The organism is Aurantimonas endophytica, assembly GCF_014196845.1.
GTDB classification, from domain to species: domain Bacteria; phylum Pseudomonadota; class Alphaproteobacteria; order Rhizobiales; family Rhizobiaceae; genus Aurantimonas; species Aurantimonas endophytica.
In genome coordinates this window covers 59,564-75,463 of the sequence record NZ_JACIEM010000001.1, presented here as the reverse complement: position 1 = coordinate 75,463, position 15,900 = coordinate 59,564, and the positions used below count along the sequence as shown (strand labels likewise).

General features: G+C 66.3%; 15 protein-coding genes. 11 read left to right on the top strand and 4 right to left on the bottom strand.

The window, feature by feature from the left end; genetic code table 11:
• The first annotated feature begins 1 nt into the window (after window position 1).
• Window positions 2–475, top strand: a complete 474-nt coding sequence (locus GGR03_RS00425) for a molybdenum cofactor biosynthesis protein MoaE (RefSeq protein WP_252920137.1) — start codon at window positions 2–4, stop codon at window positions 473–475.
• A 100-nt stretch (window positions 476–575) separates the two neighbouring features.
• Window positions 576–1,103 carry a CBS domain-containing protein gene (locus tag GGR03_RS00420; protein WP_183205316.1) on the top strand — a complete coding sequence of 176 codons (528 nt, stop codon included), beginning with the start codon at window positions 576–578 and terminating at the stop codon, window positions 1,101–1,103.
• A gap of 69 nt (window positions 1,104–1,172) precedes the next feature.
• Here the strand turns inward: GGR03_RS00420 and ndk are convergent, their stop codons facing one another.
• On the bottom strand, window positions 1,173–1,595 hold the full coding sequence (gene ndk, locus GGR03_RS00415) for a nucleoside-diphosphate kinase (RefSeq protein WP_183205307.1): 423 nt from the start codon (window positions 1,593–1,595) through the stop codon (window positions 1,173–1,175).
• A gap of 74 nt (window positions 1,596–1,669) precedes the next feature.
• Window positions 1,670–2,362 (bottom strand): glutathione S-transferase family protein, encoded by a 693-nt coding sequence (locus GGR03_RS00410; protein ID WP_183205306.1) that lies wholly within the window; start codon window positions 2,360–2,362, stop codon window positions 1,670–1,672.
• Between the two features lie 33 nt (window positions 2,363–2,395).
• Here GGR03_RS00410 and GGR03_RS00405 point away from each other — a divergent pair, with 33 nt between their 5' ends.
• From GGR03_RS00405 to GGR03_RS00395, 3 genes are all read left to right on the top strand, one after another.
• Window positions 2,396–2,902, top strand: a complete 507-nt coding sequence (locus GGR03_RS00405) for a DinB family protein (protein ID WP_183205304.1) — start codon at window positions 2,396–2,398, stop codon at window positions 2,900–2,902.
• A gap of 120 nt (window positions 2,903–3,022) precedes the next feature.
• Window positions 3,023–4,930, top strand: a complete 1,908-nt coding sequence (locus tag GGR03_RS00400; protein ID WP_183205301.1) for an ABC-F family ATP-binding cassette domain-containing protein — start codon at window positions 3,023–3,025, stop codon at window positions 4,928–4,930.
• A 243-nt stretch (window positions 4,931–5,173) separates the two neighbouring features.
• Complete coding sequence (locus tag GGR03_RS00395) at window positions 5,174–5,935, top strand: hypothetical protein (protein WP_183205299.1); 762 nt, start codon at window positions 5,174–5,176, stop codon at window positions 5,933–5,935.
• On the opposite strand, the gene GGR03_RS00390 is transcribed toward GGR03_RS00395, so the two are convergent.
• Window positions 5,886–6,338 (bottom strand): DNA polymerase III subunit chi, encoded by a 453-nt coding sequence (locus tag GGR03_RS00390; RefSeq protein ID WP_183205297.1) that lies wholly within the window; start codon window positions 6,336–6,338, stop codon window positions 5,886–5,888. The genes GGR03_RS00395 and GGR03_RS00390 overlap by 50 nt on opposite strands.
• Before the next feature lie 88 nt (window positions 6,339–6,426).
• Window positions 6,427–7,935 carry a leucyl aminopeptidase gene (locus GGR03_RS00385; RefSeq protein WP_183205296.1) on the bottom strand — a complete coding sequence of 503 codons (1,509 nt, stop codon included), beginning with the start codon at window positions 7,933–7,935 and terminating at the stop codon, window positions 6,427–6,429.
• Between the two features lie 244 nt (window positions 7,936–8,179).
• Between GGR03_RS00385 and GGR03_RS00380 the strand changes: the two genes are divergently transcribed.
• Genes GGR03_RS00380 through rsmA form a run of 6 tightly spaced genes read left to right on the top strand, consistent with a single transcriptional unit; the run spans window position 8,180 to window position 15,891 of the window.
• Window positions 8,180–9,367 carry an LptF/LptG family permease gene (locus GGR03_RS00380; RefSeq protein ID WP_183205295.1) on the top strand — a complete coding sequence of 396 codons (1,188 nt, stop codon included), beginning with the start codon at window positions 8,180–8,182 and terminating at the stop codon, window positions 9,365–9,367.
• Entirely contained in the window at window positions 9,364–10,446 is a 1,083-nt protein-coding gene (gene lptG / locus GGR03_RS00375) for an LPS export ABC transporter permease LptG (RefSeq protein ID WP_183205294.1), read from the top strand. The genes GGR03_RS00380 and lptG overlap by 4 nt, the downstream gene beginning before the upstream one ends.
• A 1-nt stretch (window position 10,447) precedes the next feature.
• Window positions 10,448–12,931, top strand: coding sequence for an LPS-assembly protein LptD (locus GGR03_RS00370; RefSeq protein ID WP_183205293.1), 2,484 nt, complete (start codon window positions 10,448–10,450; stop codon window positions 12,929–12,931).
• A complete protein-coding gene (locus tag GGR03_RS00365) occupies window positions 12,921–14,021 on the top strand; it encodes a SurA N-terminal domain-containing protein (RefSeq protein WP_246367546.1) in 1,101 nt (366 codons plus the stop codon). Before GGR03_RS00370 ends, GGR03_RS00365 begins: the two co-directional genes overlap by 11 nt.
• The gene (gene pdxA, locus GGR03_RS00360) at window positions 14,018–15,064 is read left to right on the top strand and encodes a 4-hydroxythreonine-4-phosphate dehydrogenase PdxA (RefSeq protein WP_183205291.1); all 1,047 of its coding nucleotides are present in this window, start codon (window positions 14,018–14,020) and stop codon (window positions 15,062–15,064) included. The genes GGR03_RS00365 and pdxA overlap by 4 nt, the downstream gene beginning before the upstream one ends.
• Window positions 15,061–15,891 carry a 16S rRNA (adenine(1518)-N(6)/adenine(1519)-N(6))-dimethyltransferase RsmA gene (gene rsmA, locus GGR03_RS00355; protein WP_183205290.1) on the top strand — a complete coding sequence of 277 codons (831 nt, stop codon included), beginning with the start codon at window positions 15,061–15,063 and terminating at the stop codon, window positions 15,889–15,891. Before pdxA ends, rsmA begins: the two co-directional genes overlap by 4 nt.
• Window positions 15,892–15,900: the final 9 nt, after the last annotated feature.

The following is a 15,900-nucleotide window of genomic DNA, read 5'->3' as shown; positions in this document are numbered from 1 at the left end:
CGTGAGCGAACAGATCATCTCGCCGGTCGTGCGGATCCAGGCGGATCGCATCGACATCGGCGCCGAAATCGCCGCCCTGTCGGGATCCGGACAGGTCGGCGCCGTGGTGACCTTTTCCGGCTATTGCCGCGACGAAGGCGGCCGGCTGCAGGCCCTCGAGCTCGAGCATTACCCTGGCATGGCCGAGCGGGAGATCGAGCGGATCGCGCGCGAGGCGCTGGAGCGCTGGCCGCTGCTCGGATGCACGGCGATCCACCGCTTCGGCCTGATCAAGCCCGGGGAAGACATCGTCTTCGTCGGCTGCACCTCGACGCACCGGCAGGCCGCCTTCGACGGGGCGTCCTTCCTGATGGACTTCCTCAAGACCCGCGCCCCGTTCTGGAAGCGCGAGCATCTCATCGACGGCTCTACCGGCGGCTGGGTGGAATCGCGCGACACCGACAACCACGCCGCCGATCGCTGGCACAAGCTCTGACGCTATCCTGCACTGCACTGTCAGTCGCTTAGGACCTTCCAGCTTCCGCATCTGTCATGTTTGGTTTACACTTCTCCCGATCTTGGGAGGAGGCACCATCATGAAGATCAGGGATCGGCCGGAGTTTCGCGACAAGCCCAAACCGCTGAGCTTCGGCCCGGACGTGCTGGTCATCGACGCCGCGATGCAGATGGCCAAGCGCAATATCGGATCGGTCATGGTGATCGACGCCAACCAGAAGCTGCTCGGCGTCGTCACCGAGCGCGACATCCTCAACCGCCTCGTCGCCCGCGAACGCGATCCGACGACCACACGGCTCGCCGAGATCATGACCGCGGGCGTGCGCGTTGCGAAGGCCGACGATGACCTGATCGAATGGATGCGGATCATGTCGAACGAGCGCTTCCGCCGCCTGCCGATCGTCGACGACAGCGGCAAGGTGGTCTCGGTCATGACCCAGGGCGACTTCGTCTCGTATACGTGGCCGAACCTCCTGCATCAGGCCCGCGAGATCACCCGCACGACCGTCGGCCGCAACTATCAGATCCTTCTCGTGGTCGGCAGCGTGCTGCTCTACTCGATCATCCTGATCGTCATCCTGACCTCGTTCTTCGGCAGCAGCAGCTGAACGGGCCCTGAAACGACAAAGGGAGGCACGACGGCCTCCCTTTGCATCAGTATCGAGTAGCAGAAGCGGTCAGCCGACGATTTCCGTCTCGGAGAACCAGTAGGCGATCTCCTGGCTGGCGGTTTCCGGTGCGTCCGAGCCGTGGACCGAGTTCTCGCCGATCGACAGGGCGAACGCCTTGCGGATCGTGCCTTCGGCCGCGTCCGACGGGTTGGTCGCACCCATGATCTCGCGGTTGCGCGCGATGGCGTTCTCGCCCTGCAGCACCTGGACGATGGTCGGGCCCGAGCACATCGACTCGACGAGCTCGCCGAAGAACGGACGCTCCTTGTGGACGGCGTAGAAGCCCTCGGCTTCGCGGCGGCTCATCCACACGCGCTTGGAGGCGATGACCGAAAAGCCGGCGTCCTCGAACATCTTGGTGATGGCGCCCGTGAGATTGCGACGCGTGGCATCCGGCTTGATCATGGAGAACGTGCGTTCGACCGCCATGGAATATCCTTTGAAAGAGGTTTGGAAGGTGGCGGACCTATAGCCGTCGTCCCCCCGCCCGGCAAGCCGGCCGCTCAGGCCGCTGCCGGGACCTGCCGCCCTTCGCCACCATGCAGGTCGAGACAGCGCTCGAACCAGTCGGCAATCGGATCGTCCGAGGCCAGCACCTGCCAGGGCGTGACGACGCGCAGCCACTGGAAGGCGCCAAAGACGATATAGTCGGCAAACAGCGGGACGTCGCCGCCAAGAAACGCCTGTCTCTCCAGAAGCGAGCGCAGCGGATTCAGCTTCTTGCCGAATTCGGCAAGCCGCTCCTCGTCGCCGACGATCACCGCTTCCAGGGGCTTGCCGAACACCTTTTCGCGGCTCTGGCGGAAATAGACACGGTCCGGCGCCGCGAGGCTGTCGTGGATGGAGACGAGGGCGCGCGAGGTCGAGACGAAGGGATGGATCGTGCGCTGCGACCAGCTTTCGACGAAGCGCGAGAGATGCCGACCGCCCTCCCCGCCGAACAGGCTCGGCGCGTCCGGATAGGCCGTCTCCAGATATTCGGCGATGGCGAAGGAATCCGACACGACGGTCTCGCCGTCGCGAAGCACCGGCACGATCCCCGATCCGCCCTCGATCGAAGCAACGCCGGTGAACGGCACCGGCACCGTCCGGAAGTCGAGGCCCTTGTGGCGAAGGGCCAGCCGGACCTTCCAGCAATGCGGCGAGAACGGCCGCTGCGGATCGCTGCCGACGAGTTCATGGAGTAGGATCGCCACGGGTGTTTCCTTCGCAATGATCGGGACGACGCGATGTATCACGACACGATGGCGATGTTCGCCGGTTATAATTGCTGGTGCAACGAGCGCCTCTACGCGGCGGCGGACGTGCTGTCCGACGACGAGTTCCGGGCCGATCGCGGCGTCTTCTTCCGGTCGATGCTCGGCACGCTCAACCACATATTGGCGGCCGACCGGATCTGGATGCGGCGCTTCACCGGCGCGGGCGATGCGCCCGCCCGGCTCGACGCGATCCTCTACGAGAACCGGTACGCGCTCGGCGCGGCGCGCGTCGCGGAGGACGCCCGGATCGCCGACTGGATCGCGAGCCTCGGCGAAACCGATCTCGCGGCGAGCCTCAGCTACGAGACGATTTCCAGTCCGCAGGCCATCACCCATAAGCTGGCTCCGGCACTGCTGCACATGTTCAACCACCAGACCCACCATCGCGGCCAGGCGCATGCGGTCCTGACCGGCTTCGGCCGGGATGCGCCGAGCCTCGACCTTATCCAGTTCCAGCGCGAGACCGGACGGGGCTGATCGACGTTCGGACCGATCGCCGCCCGAAGGCCGATCACTTCTGCGCCTGTTCGGCGGTCGCCGCCGACTTCTCGCGCAAGCCCCCTTCCGCACTGCGGCATGGCGTGGCAGAAGGGCGCCATGCTTCAGATTACCGACCTCTCCGCGCGCGTTGCCGGCCGCCTGCTCATCGACCATGCCAGCCTGACGCTGCCGACCGGCACCAAGGCGGGCCTCGTCGGACGCAACGGCGCCGGCAAGTCGACGCTCTTCCGCGTCATCACCGGCGACCTTGCGGCCGAGACCGGATCGGTGTCGTTCCCGAAGAACACACGGCTTGGCCAGGTCGCCCAGGAGGCCCCCGGCACCGAGGAGTCGCTGATCGAAATCGTGCTGAAAGCCGATCTCGAGCGCGTCGCGCTGCTGGCCGAAGCGGAGACCGCCACCGATCCGAACCGTATCGCCGACATCCACATCCGGCTCGCCGACATCGAGGCGCATTCCGCCGAGTCCCGCGCGTCCTCCATCCTGTCCGGCCTCGGCTTCGACATGGCGGCGCAGGCCCGCCCGGCCTCGTCCTTCTCCGGCGGCTGGCGGATGCGCGTTGCCCTCGCGGCGGTGCTGTTCTCGCAGCCCGACCTGCTGCTGCTCGACGAGCCGACCAACTATCTCGATCTCGAGGGCACGCTCTGGCTGGAGAACTTCGTCGCGCGCTATCCGCACACGGTGCTGGTCATCAGCCATGACCGCGACGTCCTCAACAACGCGGTCAATTCGATCGTCCATCTCGACCAGCAGAAGCTGAACTTCTACCGCGGCGACTACGACCAGTTCGAACGCCAGCGCGCCGAGAAACTCGAGCTCTTGCAGAAGGCGATCGGCAAGCAGGAAGCGCATCGCAAGCACATGGAGGCGTTCGTCGAGCGCTTCCGTGCCAAGGCCTCCAAGGCGCGTCAGGCCCAGTCCCGCCTCAAGGCGCTGGAGAAGATGCAGCCGCTGCAGGCGATCGTCGAAGACCACGTGACGCCCTTCGTCTTCGAGGCGCCGGAAAAGGCCGCCGCCTCGCCGATCATCCGCATGGAGCATGCGACGGTCGGCTACACGCCCGGCCGGCCGATCCTGTCGCGCCTCGACCTGCGCATCGATACCGACGACCGGATCGCGCTGCTCGGCCAGAACGGCAACGGCAAGTCGACCTTCGCCAAGCTGCTGGCCGGCCGGCTGGCCGAACAATCGGGCACCATCACCCGCGCACCGGGGCTGAAGATCGCCTTCTTCGCACAGCACCAGATCGACGATCTGCGGCCGGCCGAGAGCGCCGTGCAGCACGTGCGGCGGCTGATGCCCGATGCGCCGGAAGCCAAGGTCCGCGCCAAGGTCGCCCGGATGGGCCTGCCGACCCAGAAGATGGACACCGCGGCCGAGAAGCTGTCGGGCGGCGAGAAGGCCCGACTGCTTATGGGCCTTGCGACGCTCGACGCGCCGAACCTTCTGATCCTCGACGAGCCCACCAACCATCTCGACATCGAGGCGCGCGAAAGCCTGGTGCGGGCGCTCAACGACTTTCCCGGCGCCGTCATCCTGATCAGCCATGACCGTCACATGGTCGAGGCGACGATGGACCGGCTGTGGATCGTCGCCGAGGGCACGGTCTCGCGCTACGACGGCGACCTCGAGGACTACAAGAAGCTGGTGCTCTCGGGCGCCACCAAGGGCAACAGCGTCGGGGCCGATCCCGGCGACCTCGCCTCGGCCCCCGCTCCGCAGGTTTCGAAGATCGACCAGCGCCGTATCGCCGCCGAACGCCGCGAGCAGTTGAAGCCGCTGAAGGCGAAGATCAGCCAGCTGGATATCCAGATCTCGCGCCTGCAGAAGACCATCGAGGGGCTCGACGAGACGCTCGGCGACGCGGCGCTCTACACGCGCGATCCGGCACGGGCCGCTGCGCTCAACAAGCAGCGTTCGGATGCCGCCAAGACGCTCGCGTCCTGCGAGGAGAACTGGCTGGCCCTCACCGAGGAACACGACGCGGCAATGGCCGCAGAATAGGCTCCGGCGCCCGTCGCGCGGGGCGACGATGCATCGCTGCTTCGCGCGGGCCGGAGACAAGCCGTTGCACCCCAATGGGGATCCGGCTTGATCCGGCGTCGCAAAACTGTCATTTCCCCTTCCTATTGAGCCGAAGAAGCCGACGCGCGACACGCGTCGTGGCAGTGCCTGCGGTCCATCCGGCATTGACCGGAATTGGTGCCGTCGCATCCGGTGCTCGCGAGCGCAGGTCGATCTCAGCCCATGCCGACATTCCTTTATCGAGCGGCGAGATTGGCCGTCGCGATCCCGCGGGAGGCCCTTGCCCGCCGGACCCTGCGCGAGCTGTTCTGGTTCAGCGCCCTCGCCCTCTGCTCCCTGGCGATCGCCTGGGTCTTTTCGCTGATCGTCGAACCAACCACGGGACCGACCGAGTTTCCGACCGAGAATGGCCCCAGCGAACTCCTGCAGGCGGCCATGGTCATCGTCGCGGGAATGCTGTTCTTCCTGGCGGCCCTGCGCTTCAGCTTCGAGATCTTCTACGCCAGCCTTGCGATCGCAGTGGCCTGCTGGCTCGCCGCGGTGAGGGAGTTTCCGCGCTGCGGCAGCGAGTATTACGACTACGGTCCATGCCTCAGCAACAACACCAAGGGCCTGATCGTGCTGGGCGCGATCGGGCTGGCCGTGGCGCTGATGGCGATCCGCCGGGAGCCCTTGTCGCGGCACCTGCGCGAACTGAACTTCTTCTGGATCGTGCCGTGCGCCCTCAGCGGCGCGATGCTGGTGATCGCGGAGATCATCGGCGAGAGCTATTATCGCGTATGGATCGAGGAGACGATCGAGCTTGCGAGCTACCTCAACCTGCTGGTCTTCGCTGGGGTGCTCAACCTCAGCCCGCACTGGTTCCAGACGCTTCGAGCCCCCCACTGGAAACCGGCCGCCGTGCTGAAGAAGCGGCGTGCGACGATGACCCGGGTCAGGCCTTCTTCACCCAGCGACGGTCGTCGGTCTGCTGCCAGTAGGTGACAGCGTGCCCGGCGGCCTTTTCGACCGCCCACCGCTCTCTTGCCCGGGCGATCTGCTCGCCGTCATGGCCGTCGAAAAGATAGACCGCCCGTACATAGCGGTCGAGCGATCGCGGGGTCGCGCCCTCGACGAGAAAGCGCACGTGCGGATCGTTGGATTCCTGCGCCGCATCCACCGTCAGGAGGATCGGCTGCAACGCGGCCGATCCTTCCGCGTCGCTGCCATGCGGCAAGAAACCGTCGTCCTTGTAGACCCAGAGATGGTGGTCCAGCGCGTCGCGGCGTTCCTCGGTGAGGAACTGCACGACGACGCGCCAGCCTTTGGCGAGGCTTCGCTCGAGGAGCTCCGGCAGTGCTTCTTCGAGCCGGCTCTCGGTCAAATGGTAGAACAGGACTTCCGCCATCGTGCCCCCCGATCGCCCCATGCTTTCCAGGGTCGGCGGGACGGCGCTCGTGGGCGCGCGTCCGACCGGCCCTCGCGACTCGTCGCTGTCAGTCGGCCTGGTAGTTGTCCTTGACCAGCCGGTCGAGCAGCCGCACCCCGAAGCCCGAGGCCCAGGACTGATTGTATTCGTTGGCGGGCGAGCCCATCGCCGTGCCGGCAATGTCGAGATGCGCCCAGGGCACGTCATTGACGAAGCGCTGCAGGAACTGCGCGGCGGTGATGGAGCCGGCCGCACGGCCGCCGCCGATATTGCGGATGTCGGCGAACTTGCCCTCGATCAGCTTGTCGTATTCCGGCGCCAGCGGCATCCGCCAGACCTTTTCGCCGCTCGCCTTGCCGGCGTCGGCAAGCCGCTCGGCGAGTTCGTCGTTGTTGGAGAACAGGCCGGCATGATGGTTGCCGAGTGCAACGATGATGGCGCCGGTCAGGGTCGCCAGATTGACCATGAATTGCGGCTTGAAGCGCTGCTGGCAGTACCAGAGGACGTCGGCAAGGACGAGCCGGCCTTCTGCGTCGGTGTTGAGCACTTCGATCGTGGTGCCCGACATCGCCGTGACGATGTCGCCCGGCCGCTGGGCGTTGCCGTCGACGCTGTTCTCGACCAGGCCGACGATGCCGATGGCATTGACCTTCGCCGAACGGCCGGCCAAAGCGCGCATCAGCCCGGTCACGGCGGCTGCGCCGCCCATGTCGCCCTTCATCTCGTCCATCGAAGCGGCGGGCTTGATCGACAGGCCACCTGTGTCGAACACCACACCCTTGCCGACGAAGGCTACCGGCGCCTGGTCGTCCGGGCCACCATTCCAGCGCATGATCACCACGAGCGGCGGGCGGGGCGAGCCCTGCGCGACGCCGAGAAGCGCATCCATCTTCAGGTCGCGCAGCTGGCATTCGCCCAGCACCTCGACGTCGACGCCTTCGGCCGCGAGGGCCTTGATTCGTTCGGCGAACTCCACCGGTCCGAGCGTGTTGGCAGGTTCGTTGACCAGGTCGCGGGCGAGCATCGTCCCGGCGGCAACGGCCTCCTCCACCGCATAGGCCGCCTTCGCAGCTTCGGGATCCGCTACCGCGAAACGAAGCCGGACCGGCTCCTGAGCCTCGTCCGCTTCGTCATCCTTCTTCTTCGACGCCTTGGTTTTGTAGAGGTCGAAATCATACGAGCGCAGCACCGCGCCGGCAGCGATACGCGCGACATCTGTAACCGCGACGGCTCGGCCATCCGGCAATTCGCAGCGGACGGTGACTGTCCTGGCGCCCTTGACCTTGGAGGCGATGACGCCGCCGAGCTTCAGCCAGTCTTCTTCCGTCGGTCCCTTGTCTGTATGCGTGCCGACGACGAGCAGACGGTCGACAGCCACGCCCTGCGGCGCCAGCAGATCAAGCGTCGCCAAGGCCTTGCCCTTGAACTTCGCCGGTTTGGCGGCCTTCGCGACCAATCCCGTGACCGCTTCACCCAGTTCCGAAGCCACCGCCCCGCCCGCTCCGGCCAGTGCGACGAGAACGCCCTCCGGCTCGGCATTGGCAGTGACGAATTCGATCTGTGCTAGGGCGGCCATGCAAACTCCTGTCGCGGTGCTGTCGATGCCAGACGCCGCCGGATGAATCGGGGCCGGCCTCAGGCGGGTGGTATGATGGATGCACGAGCGGGCTTTGCAAGGTCCGGCGCGGTGGTTACACGGCGTTAACCATCTCGCTTCGCCCTTCTTTAGCCAAGCTGTTGCAGTGTACGAGGGGAAGTCCGGCCTGCGGACATTCCCGGCGAAGAAGACGGCGGGGCGTGCAATCGGAAGACGGTAACGAATGACGCTCCTCGAACGCTACGTCTTCAAGGCCGCCTTCGGGTACGCCGCGGGATCGCTCGCGTCGCTGGTTCTGATCGTCTGGATCGTCCAGGCCCTGTCACGCATCGACATCATCAAGACCACCGCTTCGGCTGCCGGCAACATCTTCTGGATCGCGCTGATGCTGCTGCCAGGGCTGATAGCTGGCGTGCTGCCCTTTGCGGTCCTCATCGGCGCCATCCAGGCGCTGAATGCGCTCAATGCCGGGTCCGAGCGCGCCGTCATCGCCGCCGCCGGCGCCTCGCCGAAGACCGTTGCCAGGCCGATCGTACTGCTCGGCGCGATCGGCGGGCTGCTCATTCTCTTTCTCAGCCACGTCGTCGGCCCCTACTCCGCGAGTTCCTTCCAGAACGGCCTCCGCTCGATCAATGCCGACACGCTGACCCTCTTCCTGCAGCCCGGACGCTTCGAGCGGGTGCAGTCCGACCTCGTGGTCAGCGTCGGCGACGCCAACGGGTCGGTGATCGAGAGCCTGTTCATCGCAGACACGCGCGATCCCGCCTTCGACCTGACCTATTTCGCCCGGGAAGCCCGCGTGATGGACGACGGCGATCGCTCCGCCCTGCTGCTTTACGACGGCCAGTTGCATCGCCGGAACACGACGGACGGCGGCGTGTCGGTGATCGAGTTTCAGACCTACGCCTTCGATCTTGCCGAACTTCGGCCCTCCTCGAGCGGCGACTGGATCCGCACCTCCGAGCGCAGCACCGCCGACCTGCTGTTCCCCGACCCCAACGACTCGCTCTATCAGTCGAAGCCGCTGAACCTCGTCGAAGAGGTCACCGATCGGATGTCGAGCTGGCTCTACGCGATAGCGTTCGCCTTCTGGGCCGTCGTCGTCGCCGGTGATCCGCGGACCAACCGTCAGGGGACCGGCCCGGCGATGTTCCTCGGCCTTTCCGGCGGCCTCGTCCTCAAGGCGCTGGGCTTCGTGGCGCTGTCGCTGATCGAGGAAGGCTATACCTGGGTGTTCGTCAGCTATCTGCTGCCGCTCGGCGCCATCGCGTTCAATCTCTTCCTGATCTGGCGCGGCCTCGGCCCGGCGAGCTGGCCGATCACCGAATGGACCGCGGTGCAGTTCGACCGCGTCACCGCGCTGCTGGCGCGGCTTCGCCCGGCCGCCTTCCAGAACGGGGTCGGCCGATGAGAAACTGGACGCTCAACCGCTATTTCTTCCGGCTCTATGTCGTCAGCTTCCTGTCCACGCTGCTGGCCGTCTTCGCGCTGGTCTACCTGATCGACATGATCGAAGTGAGCCGGCGCGGGCGGATGACGGAGTTCGGCTTCGGCGCGATCGCCCTCTTCTCCGCGCTGCGCGTGCCGTCCTTCATGGAACAGGCCTTTCCCTTCATCATCCTGTTCTCCTCGATCTTCACGCTGCTGACGCTCAACCGGCGTCTCGAGCTCGTCGTGGCGCGTGCCGCCGGCGTGTCGATCTGGCAGATCCTGCTGCCTTTCATCGCCGGCTCGCTGTTTCTCGGCCTTCTGGCGACATTCGCCTACAATCCCCTTTCGGCCTACGCCAAGGGCCAGGCGGCCGCTTTCGAAGCCGAAACCACCAATGCCGGCGTGGCAACGACATCGGACCAGGTACCCTGGCTGCGGCAGAATGCCGAAGGGGTCTCGTCCATCATCGGGGCCAAGACGGTGGCACAGAACGGCGTGCTGCTTGGCCAGGTGACCGCCTTCATCTTCAGCGATGACGGCCTCGTGCAACAGCGGGTCGACGCGTCTCAGGCGGTGCTCGGCGATGGTGCCTGGACGATGGACAAGCCGCGGGTGACGCGGATCGGCAGCCCGCCGGAGCACCCGGCGACCTTCCGGCTGCCGACGAGCCTCAGACCGGAATTCGTCGAACAGCGTCTGGCCGACCCGGAGGCGATCTCGATCTGGGAACTGGGCGACAAGATCGGCGTCGCGGCGAGCCTGGGTTTCAACTCCATGGCATTCCTGATGCAGTACAACTCGCTGATCGCGCAGCCGGCGCTGTTCATCGCCATGACCCTGCTGGCGGCAACGGTCGCCACGAGGTTTTCGCGCACCCGGCAGTCTGCTAGGACTCTCGGCAGTGGCGTGTTGGCTGGTTTCGTGTTGTACGTCGTGACGTTTCTGGCGAAGGCACTCGGCAGCAATGCGGTGGTTCCACCGGTTGCAGCCGCATGGTTTCCAGTGTTGGCAGCAGGATTGTTTGGGGTAACGATCCTGCTCCATCAAGAGGATGGTTAGTATGATTCCGAGGGGGACCGACGGCCGGCGAAGGGGTATCGCCGGGCCGCGCGTAAAGGGGTTTCTCCTTGCTGGCACGGCGTTTTGCGCGCTCGGGCTGGCGAGTGGCATTGCCCATGCACAGCCGGCTCTGCCCACCGATATCCAGGCCCCCGAGAACGCCCAGCTGTTCCTCGAGGCCGACACCGTCACCTATGACAGCGAATCCTCGGTCGTGACCGCCGGCGGCGGCGTGCAGATCGACTATGGTTCGTACAAGCTCGTTGCCCAGAAGGTCGTCTACGACCAGAATACCCGCCGTCTGATCGCCACGGGCGATGTGGAACTGCAACAGCCGGACGGGAATCGCATCTACGCCGACTCGATCGACATCACCGACGATTTCCGCGACGGATTCGTCCAGGCGTTGCGCATCGAGACCCCGGAGAACACGCGCTTTGCGGCCGCCGACGCGGTCCGGCGCGAAGGCAGCGTGACGACGTTCCAGCAGGGCGTCTACACGGCCTGCGAGGCGTGCGAGGAGAACCCCGAGCGGGCACCGCTCTGGCAGGTGAAGGCGCGCAAGATCGTCTGGGACCAGACCCAGAAGGAAATCCGCTATTACGGCGCGCAGTTCGAGTTCTTCGGCGCGCCGATCGCGTACCTTCCCTACTTCCAGTCGCCGGACCCGACGGTGAAGCGCAAGTCCGGCTTCCTGCCGCCGGCCTTCCGGTCGTCGGACGAACTCGGGTACGGTCTGCGTGTGCCGTATTTCTTCGCGATCGCCGACGACAAGGACGTCACCGTCGCCGGGACCTACTACACGAAGCAGGGCTTCCTCGGCGAGGTCGAGTACCGCCAGGCGGTGGAGAACGGCTATTTCACCCTGCAGGCCGCCGGCATCGTCCAGCAGGATCCGGACGCGTTCAGCGGCGACAACATCTACGCATCCAACGGCGATCTGCTGCGCGCCTCGCCGGACTTCGCCAATACCGAACGCGGTATGATCGGCACGACCGGCAAGTTCGCGCTCAGCGACCGCTGGACGTTCGGCTGGGACGTGCTGGCCCAATCCGACGACAACTTCTCCAGAACGTACGAGATCCCGGGCTTCAGCGAGACGCTGCGCACGTCGGAAATCTACCTGACCGGTCTCGGCGACCAGAGCGTCTTCGACCTGCGGGCGCAGAAGTTCGACTATCAGTCGACCGACCCGACCTTCGAGGACCAGCAGCCTTACGTGCTGCCGACTTTCGACTACCAGCGAATCGAGCAGGAGAGCGTGCTCGGCGGCGAGATCCAGGTCGATCTCAACGTCACGTCGCTGCATCGTGACCAGGATCAGCTCACCGGCCTCTGTGCGACGTCGCTCTCGGACGGGAGCTGCATGTTCCCGACGACCGGCTACTGGTTCCGCCCCGACCTGACCCGCTACCTCGGCCTCGAGGGCGACTACACGCGCGGAACGGCGGCGGTCCAGTGGGAAGACAGCTACGCGCTCAACTCGGGCCTGGTTCTCAAGCCGATCGCTGCCGTGCGCGGTGACCTCTACACCGCCGACATGAGTTCGAACGGGTTCACCAACTATTATGCAGGGTTCGACCCGGCCCAGCCGACCGGGTTCTTTGAACAGGGCGCCATCGACGTCGACGATTCCGGCGCGCGCGGCATGGCGACCGGCGCGCTCGAGGCGCGCTACCCTTATCTGATCGAGACGGCCCATTCGACTCACGTGATCGAGCCGATCGCCCAGATGATCGTCCGTCCGGACGAAACCCGCATCGGCTTCCTGCCGAACGAGGACGCCCAGACACTGGTGTTCAACACCGCCAACCTCTTCGCGCTGGACAAGTTCTCCGGCTACGACCGCATCGAGGGCGGCACCCGCACCAATTACGGTCTGCGCTATGCGGCGACGCTCGACAGCGGCTATTCTCTGGATGCGGTGATCGGCCAGTCCTACCATCTCGCCGGCCTCAACTCCTACGCCCAGACCGACCTGTCGCTGGTCGGCTACGATTCGGGCCTGGAGACCGACCGCTCCGACTACGTCACCTCGCTCGCATTCGGAACGCCGATCGGCCTGGAGATCGGCACCCAGATGCGGCTCGACGAGGAGGATTACGAACTCCGCCGGACCGACATCTACGGCTCCTACGCGTTCGCCAGGGGCAATGCCCAGCTGACCTACACGGAGATCGCGGCGCAGCCGATCTACGGATCCATCGAGGACCGCAGCCAGGTCACCGCCTCGGGCGCCCTGACCTTCGCCCCCAACTGGACGGCGTTCGGCGCGCTCGGCTACGACATCGAGAACGACACGCTGGTCGAGAAGACGTTCGGCGTCGGCTACGCCGACGAGTGCTTCAGCCTCCTCGTCTCCTATTCCGACACGGTGAACCGCTACTCGCAGGATTCCAACTCGACGAAGCTGATGTTCACGCTCGGACTGCGAACCATCTCGGACTTCTCGCAGTCCTATGATATCGGGAGCAATGGCAGCTAGGCGGCGACGGCCCGCGACACAAAAGCTTCGGCGCCCGTTCTCGGCGGAAATCGGTCGAACGACCATCATTTCGCCAGAGCGGGCGTCTAGAGGCGTCGCAACCCGCCGCAGCTATTGCCCCGGAGGAGGAGTTTCAGGAACCATGACCATTCACAACGTCGTCAAGCGTGCGGCCCTTGCATTCGCTCTACTCGGTTCGACGGCGGTGTTTGCTCCCCTGCTCCCGACGCCGGCACAGGCCGCCTCGGAGGTCAGCGTCGTCGTCAACCGCCAGCCCATCACCACCTTCCAGATCCGCCAGCGCGCGGCTTTCCTGCAGTTGCGCCGGGTCGGCGGCAACGCCACGCAGAAGGCCACGGAGGAACTGATCGACGAGGAACTGAAGAAGCAGGAGATCCGTCGGCGCGGCATCAACGTGCCCGATAGCGCGATCGACGAGGCCTACGCCCGGTTCGCCGCAGAGAACAACATGAACGAGCAGCAGCTCGCCGAGGTGCTGTCACGCGCCGGCTTCTCTGCCGACGCGTTCAAGGATTACATCCGGGTGCAGATGGGCTGGGGACAGGCCGTGCAGGCGCACATGCGCAGCAGCGAACGGATGAGTGAGCAGGACGTCGTACAGCGCATGCTGGCGCAAGGCGGGCAGAAGCCGTCCACGACCGAATACACGCTGCAGCAGGTGATCTTCGTCATCCCCGAAGGCCAGCGCGGTGCAATGCTCGGGCAGCGCAAGCGCGAGGCGGACGGCATGCGCTCGCGCTTCCAGTCCTGTGACGCGACCTACACCTTCGCCAAGGGACTTCGCGACGTCACCGTTCGCGACCTCGGACGTGTTGCGCAGCCGGAGCTACCCCCACGCTGGAAGGACGACATCATTCGCGCCGGCAACGGCAAGACCACTCCCGTCCAGGAGACCGAGCGCGGCGTCGAGTACATCGCCGTCTGCAGCAGCCGCAGCATTTCGGACGACAAGGTGGCCGCGATGGTGTTCCAGTCCAGCGACCTGGCAAAGCTCGGCGAGGAAAGCGGCGGTCCCGACGGCGCCTTCCTGAAGGAATTGCGCGACAAGGCGCAGATCAGCCGCCGATGAGTGATGCCGGCCGCCGCGACGGGCCGCCGCTGGTCGCGGTCACGCTCGGCGAGCCGTCGGGGGTCGGGCCGGATATCGTTCTTGCCATCCATGCCGCCGGGCACCGCGACCTGCCCGGCTTCTTCGTGCTGGCAGATCCCCGCATGCTCGCCGACCGGGCCGCGCGCCTCGCCATGCCGCTGTCGATCCACCCCATTTCCGCGCCGCACGAGGCAGCTGCCACGCCCGTGGGGGCGCTGGCCGTTCTGCCGTTGGTGAACCGCCAGGCCGAGGCGCCGGGCCGTATCGATCCCGACAACGCCGCCGGGACGATCGAGGCGATCGATCGCGCCACGGCGCTGGTGCTCGCCGGCGAGGCTTCGGCCCTCGTCACCGGCCCGATCGACAAGAAGGCGCTCTACGATTTCGGCTTTCGCCATCCCGGCCACACCGAATACCTTGCCGACCTCTGCGCCAGGCGGCTGGGCCGCCCCTTCACGCCGGTGATGCTGCTGACCGGTCCGGACTTGTCCTGCGTGCCCGTGACCATCCACATCCCGCTGGCCGAGGTGCCGCGACAGCTGACCGCCGAGCTGATCGAGACGACCTGCCGCATCGTGGCCGCGGATTACCGGACGCGGCTCGGCATCCCTTTGCCGCGCCTGGCGGTCTCCGGGCTCAATCCGCACGCCGGCGAAAAGGGTGCGATCGGTACCGAGGAAGAGACGGTGATCCGGCCGGCGATCGAGCGCCTGAGGGCTTCCGGCATCGACGCCTTCGGGCCTCTGCCGGGCGACACGATGTTTCACGCCGAAGCGCGCCGCGGCTACGACGTGGCGGTGTGCATGTATCACGACCAGGCGCTGATCCCGGCCAAGACGCTCGCCTTCGACCAGACGGTCAACGCGACGCTCGGATTGCCGATCATTCGCACGTCGCCGGATCACGGGACCGCCGCTGACATCGCCGGAACCGGCAGGGCGCGGCCCGACAGCTTCCTCGCCGCGCTTCGCCTGGCGGGGCGCATGGCGGCCGCATCGCCCCTTCCCGCGGCCATCGCGTGAGCCCGATCGATCCGCTGCCGCCCTTGCGCACCGTCCTTGCCGAATACGGGCTGGAGCCGCGCCGGAGCCTCGGCCAGAATTTCCTGCTGGACCTCAACCTGACCGCTCGGATCGCCCGGCAGGCGCAGCCGCTCGAGGACGCGACGGTCGTCGAAGTCGGCCCCGGTCCCGGCGGGCTGACGCGGGCGCTGCTCGCCGAGGGCGCCGGCCGGGTGATCGCCATCGAGAAGGATTCGCGCTGCCTGCCCGCGCTGCATGCCATTGCCGACCATTATCCCGGGCGGCTGGAGATCATCGAGGCCGATGCGCTGACGCTGGATGTCGCCGCGATCGCCCACGAAGGGCCGCTCAAGGTCGTCGCCAACCTGCCTTACAATGTCGGAACGCAGCTGCTGCTCAACTGGATCGCGACGCCCACATGGCCGCCGGCCTGGGAGAGCTTGACGCTGATGTTCCAGCGCGAGGTGGCCGAGCGGATCGTCGCCGCGCCCGGCTCCGATCATTACGGCCGGCTAGGGGTCCTTGCCGGCTGGCGGACCGTGTCGCGCATCGCCTTCGACGTATCGCGCGAAGCGTTTACCCCGCCGCCGAAGGTCACCTCCTCGGTGGTGCGGATCGTTCCCCGACCGGAGCCGGAGCCGGTCGCCCTCGCTGCGCTGGAAACGGTGACGGCGGCGGCCTTCGGCCAGCGGCGCAAGATGCTGCGCCAGAGCCTCAAGGCGCTCGGCGGCGAGGCCCTGCTCGGCCGCGCCGGGATCGACCCGCAGCGGCGGGCCGAGACCTTGTCGGTCGCCGAATTCGTTAGTATCGCCCGCCTGTTAGGCTGACACGCCGAC